Origin of the sequence: Microbulbifer sp. (genome assembly GCF_051659245.1) — a bacterium.
Classification (GTDB): Bacteria; Pseudomonadota; Gammaproteobacteria; order Pseudomonadales; family Cellvibrionaceae; genus Microbulbifer.
In genome coordinates this window covers 1-4,626 of sequence record NZ_JBOFOC010000094.1, presented here as the reverse complement: position 1 = coordinate 4,626, position 4,626 = coordinate 1, and the positions used below count along the sequence as shown (strand labels likewise).

Sequence of the window (4,626 nt, the reverse complement as noted above, 5' to 3'; positions counted from 1 at the left end):
CGCTCCTACAGGGGGTGAGCAGTTACGGTTCAAGATTCATTTCGATTACAGGAGTGCGTCGAGCTTGTCCTTCAGGATCTTGTTGATCATCTGCGGATTGGCCTGGCCCTTCGAGGCTTTCATGATCTGGCCGACAAAGTAGCCCATCATCTTCGGCCGCTTGGCCTCCTCGGCCTTGCGGTAGTTTTCCACCTGCGCGGGGCTGGCGGCGATCACCTCGTCGACCATTTTTTCGATGGCGCCGGTGTCGCTGACCTGTTTCAGGCCGCGTTTTTCGATCACTGCGTCTGCATCGCCCTCACCGGCAGCCATGGCCTCGAACACCTGTTTGGCGATCTTGCTGGAAATGGTGTTGTCGGTGATGCGCGCAATCAGCCCCGCCAGCTGTTCGGCGGAAACCGGTGAGCGCTCGATGGTGAGTTCCTCGCGGTTCAGCAGCGCGGCCAGCTCGCCCATGACCCAGTTGGCGGCCAGTTTGGGTTCGCCGGATTCTTTCGCCACGGTTTCAAAGTAGTCGGCGACCGCGCGCTCCTGGGTCAGCTGGTCGGCATCATAGGCGGAGAGGCTGTACTCGCTCTGGAAGCGCGCGTATTTGGCGTCCGGCAGTTCCGGCAGCCGGCTGCGCACCGTCTCCACATAATCCTCGGACAGTTCCACCGGCAGCAGGTCCGGGCAGGGGAAATAGCGGTAGTCATTGGCCACTTCCTTGCTGCGCATGGAGCGGGTTTCGTTTTTGTCCGAGTCGTAGAGACGGGTTTCCTGCACCACGCTGCCGCCGTCCTCGATCAGGTCGATCTGGCGCTGGGCCTCCACCACGATGGCTTTTTCCACGAAGCGGAAGGAGTTGACGTTCTTGATCTCGGTGCGGGTGCCGAGTTTTTCTTCGCCCTTTAAACGCACCGATACATTGGCGTCGCAGCGCATGGAGCCCTGGGACATATCGCCGTCGGAAATGCCCAGGTAGGTGACGATGCTGTGAATCTTTTTCAGGTAGGCGACGGCTTCCGCGGCGCTGCGCATATCCGGTTCGGACACTATCTCGATCAGCGGTGTGCCGGCGCGGTTCAGGTCGATGCCGGACATGCCGTGGCCGTGTGTTTCAAAAATGGTTTCGTGCAGGGATTTGCCGGCGTCCTCTTCCAGGTGCGCGTGGTGCAGGCGCACCTTCTTGCTGGAGCCGTCCTCCAGGTGAATCTCGATTTCCCCGGGACCGACGATCGGTTGCGCGAGCTGGGTGGTCTGGTAACCCTTGGGCAGGTCCGGGTAGAAATAGTTTTTGCGCTCGAACACCGAGCGCCTGCCGATTTCCGCGTTCATCGCCAGGCCGAACATCACCGCGTAGCGGAAGGCCTCCTCGTTGGGTACCGGCAGGGTTCCCGGCATGGCCAGGTCGATGGCGCAGGCCTGGGTGTTGGGCGCCGCGCCGAAGCGGGTGCTAGCGCCGGAGAAGAGTTTTGATTTGGTGGCGAGCTGGACGTGGACTTCCAGCCCGATAACGATTTCCCATTCCACAAGCATTCTCCTTAGGCGGCGCTGGCTTTGTGCCAGTCGGTTACCTGTTGATACCGGTGCGCGACGTTGAGCATGCGCGCCTCATCCAGGTAGTTGCCGATAATCTGCAGGCCCACGGGCAGGTTGTTCACCAGGCCGCAGGGCAGGGACATGCCGGGCAGTCCCGCGAGATTGGCGGCGATGGTGTAGATATCCTCCAGGTACATGGCCACCGGGTCGGCTTTTTTCTCCCCCAGCGCAAAGGCCGGCGAGGGGGTGGTGGGGCCCATGATCACGTCCACCTTTTCGAACGCCTGCACAAAGTCCTGCTTGATCAGGCGGCGCACCTGCTGGGCCTTGTTGTAGTAGGCGTCGTAGTAGCCGGCGGACAGGGCGTAGGTGCCCACGAGAATGCGCCGCTGCACCTCTTCACCGAAGCCCTCGCCGCGGGAGCGCATATACAGGTCGCGCAAATCCCTGGGGTCTTCACAGCGGTGGCCGTAGCGCACGCCGTCGAAACGGGACAGGTTGGCGGAGGCCTCCGCCGGTGCGATCACATAGTAGGCGGGCACCGCCAGGTGGGTGTGGGGCAGGCTGACTTCCACCAGCTGTGCGCCCAGTTTTTCATATTCTTTCAACGCGTCCTGCACCCGCGCGGCCACCTGCGGATTGAGGTCGTCGCTGAAGTACTCCGCGGGGACACCGATCCTGAGACCGGCGATATCGCCGTTCAGTCCGGCGGTGTAGTCCGGCACCGGCCGGTCCAGGCTGGTGGAGTCCTTCGGGTCGTGGCCCGCCATTGCCGCCAGCAGGTAGGCGGCGTCCTCCGCGTTGCGGGCAATGGGGCCGCCCTGGTCCAGGCTGGAGGCGAAGGCGATCATGCCCCAGCGGGATACGCGCCCATAGGTGGGTTTGAGCCCGGTGGTGTTGGTCAGTGCCGCCGGCTGGCGGATGGAACCGCCGGTATCGGTGGCGGTGGCGCCGGGCGTCAGCTGTGCGGCCACCGCCGCCGCGGAGCCGCCGGAGGAGCCGCCGGGCACGCAGTTGCTGTTCCAGGGATTTTTCACCGGGCCGTAGTAGCTGGTTTCGTTGGAGGAGCCCATGGCGAACTCATCCATATTGGTCTTGCCCAGGGTCACAGCGCTGGCATTGTTGAAATTCTCCACCACGGTGGCGTCGTAGGGCGGGGTGAAATTGTCGAGCATTTTCGAGCCGCAGCTGGTGCGCACGCCCTCGGTGCAGAAGATATCCTTGTGGGCCAGGGGCACGCCGCACAGGGCCGGTGCGTCCCCGGCAGCCAGACGCTCGTCCGCCGCTGCCGCCTGTTGCAGGGCAAGCTCCGGGGTCACGGAAATAAAGCTGTTGTAGTTGCCGTCCAGCTGCTCGATGCGGCCCAGCAGGTGGCCGGTGATTTCGACGCTGGAAAACTGCCTGTCGCGCAGCCCGCGAATAATTTCTGCAATAGTTAGCTGATGCATGGAATTCCCTGATTATTCTGTGGGGCGTTTCAGTCGATCACTTTGGGGACCAGGTACAGCCCGCCTTCGGACTGGGGTGCCAGAGCGAGGAATTCCTCGCGGCGGTTGGACTCGGTGATCTCGTCGGTGCGCAATACCTGGATTTCGTCCAGGGGGTGGGCCATGGGCGCCACGCCTTCGGTGCTCACCGCCTGAAGCTGGTCCACCAGCTGCAGCACCTCCCCGAGGCGGTTGCCGACTTCGTCGATGGTTTCCTCGGAGATGGCGATACGGGCCAGCTCTGCCAGTTTTTCTACAGTTTGCGTGTCTACGGCCATGGGGGTCGGGCTCCAGCTCGGGTGGCGAATCCAAAGTTGCCTCGGTCGGGGGCGAGGCTGGGGGTCGGCAAATTTAGCATATTAGCGCCTTGCCCTGAATCCCCGCCGTTGTTAGAGTTTGCCGATTCTGGCCGGGGTCTGTGCACCGCCGGCCCCGGAGCCTTGAAAATGCGGCCCGGAACTCAGAATTTTCCGCGCGGACTAACTACCGCGTCTACTTCGCCCGCCCCGGGCGCTGTAATTAGAACAAGGTAACCGAATTCCATGTTTAAACGTTTGCGGGGCATGTTCTCCAGTGATCTGTCTATCGACCTGGGGACGGCCAACACGCTGATCTACGTCCGCGATCGCGGCGTGGTCCTGGATGAACCCTCAGTCGTCGCCATCCGCCACTACAACGGCCAGAAGATCGTCGAGGCGGTGGGGGTGGAAGCCAAGCGCATGCTCGGCCGGACTCCCGGCAATATCACCGCCATCCGCCCGCTGAAGGACGGGGTGATCGCCGATTTCCAGGTGACCGAAAAGATGCTGCAGCACTTTATCAAGAAAGTGCACGAGAACAGCTGGATGCGCCCCAGCCCGCGGGTGCTGGTCTGTGTGCCCTGCCAGTCCACCGAGGTGGAGCGCCGGGCCATCCGCGAGTCGGCCATGGGCGCCGGCGCCCGCGAGGTGTGGCTGATCGAGGAGCCTATGGCGGCGGCCATCGGCGCCGGCCTGAAGGTGGAGGAAGCCAGCGGTTCCATGGTGGTGGATATCGGCGGCGGCACCACCGAGATCGCCATCATTTCCCTGAACGGGGTGGTCTATTCCGACTCTGTGCGTATCGGCGGCGACCGCTTCGACGAGGCCATCGTCAACTACGTGCGCCGCAACTACGGCAGTGTGATCGGGGATGCCACCGCCGAGCGTATCAAGGAGGAGATCGGCTGTGCCTACGCCGGCAGCGAGGTGCGCGAGATCGACGTGCGCGGACGCAACCTGGCGGAGGGGGTGCCGCGCAGCTTTACCCTGAATTCCGACGAAATCCTCGAGGCTCTGCAGGAGCCGCTCACCGGCATAGTGCAGGCGGTGAAGAGCGCGCTGGAGCAGTCGCCGCCGGAGCTGGCCTCGGATATCGCTGAGCGCGGCATGGTGCTGACCGGCGGCGGCGCGCTGCTGCGGGACCTGGACCGCCTGCTGATGGAGGAGTCCGGCCTGCCGGTGATCGTCGCCGACGACCCGCTCACCTGTGTCGCCCGCGGCGGCGGCAAGGCGCTGGATATGATGGACAAGAGCCGCCTTTATCTGGTATCCAGCTGATAAGGTTCTTTGTAGGAGCGGCGGGGCGGCCAGCCGCCGCT

4 protein-coding genes are annotated in these 4,626 nt (G+C 63.4%); 1 reads left to right on the top strand and 3 read right to left on the bottom strand.

The features are described from left to right. Positions 1-45 precede the first annotated feature (45 nt). From gatB to gatC, 3 genes are read right to left on the bottom strand one after another with little or no spacing between them, the layout of a single operon-like run. Positions 46-1,512, bottom strand: a complete 1,467-nt coding sequence (gene gatB, locus ACRC0P_RS10380; protein ID WP_438630572.1) for an Asp-tRNA(Asn)/Glu-tRNA(Gln) amidotransferase subunit GatB — start codon at positions 1,510-1,512, stop codon at positions 46-48. A gap of 11 nt (positions 1,513-1,523) precedes the next feature. Beyond that, entirely contained in the window at positions 1,524-2,969 is a 1,446-nt protein-coding gene (gatA, locus tag ACRC0P_RS10375; protein ID WP_438630570.1) for an Asp-tRNA(Asn)/Glu-tRNA(Gln) amidotransferase subunit GatA, read from the bottom strand. Positions 2,970-2,998: 29 nt separating this feature from the next. Continuing rightward, positions 2,999-3,286, bottom strand: a complete 288-nt coding sequence (gene gatC, locus ACRC0P_RS10370; RefSeq protein WP_438630568.1) for an Asp-tRNA(Asn)/Glu-tRNA(Gln) amidotransferase subunit GatC — start codon at positions 3,284-3,286, stop codon at positions 2,999-3,001. A gap of 264 nt (positions 3,287-3,550) precedes the next feature. Here gatC and ACRC0P_RS10365 point away from each other — a divergent pair, with 264 nt between their 5' ends. Further along, the gene (locus ACRC0P_RS10365; protein WP_346839291.1) at positions 3,551-4,585 is read left to right on the top strand and encodes a rod shape-determining protein; all 1,035 of its coding nucleotides are present in this window, start codon (positions 3,551-3,553) and stop codon (positions 4,583-4,585) included. Positions 4,586-4,626 lie beyond the last annotated feature (41 nt).

Coding starts and splice junctions, on each gene's coding strand:
- gatA (WP_438630570.1), bottom strand. CDS start 2,969: ATGCATCAGCTAACTATTGCAGAAATTATTCGCGGGCTGCGCGACAGG.
- gatC (WP_438630568.1), bottom strand. CDS start 3,286: ATGGCCGTAGACACGCAAACTGTAGAAAAACTGGCAGAGCTGGCCCGT.
- ACRC0P_RS10365 (WP_346839291.1), top strand. CDS start 3,551: ATGTTTAAACGTTTGCGGGGCATGTTCTCCAGTGATCTGTCTATCGAC.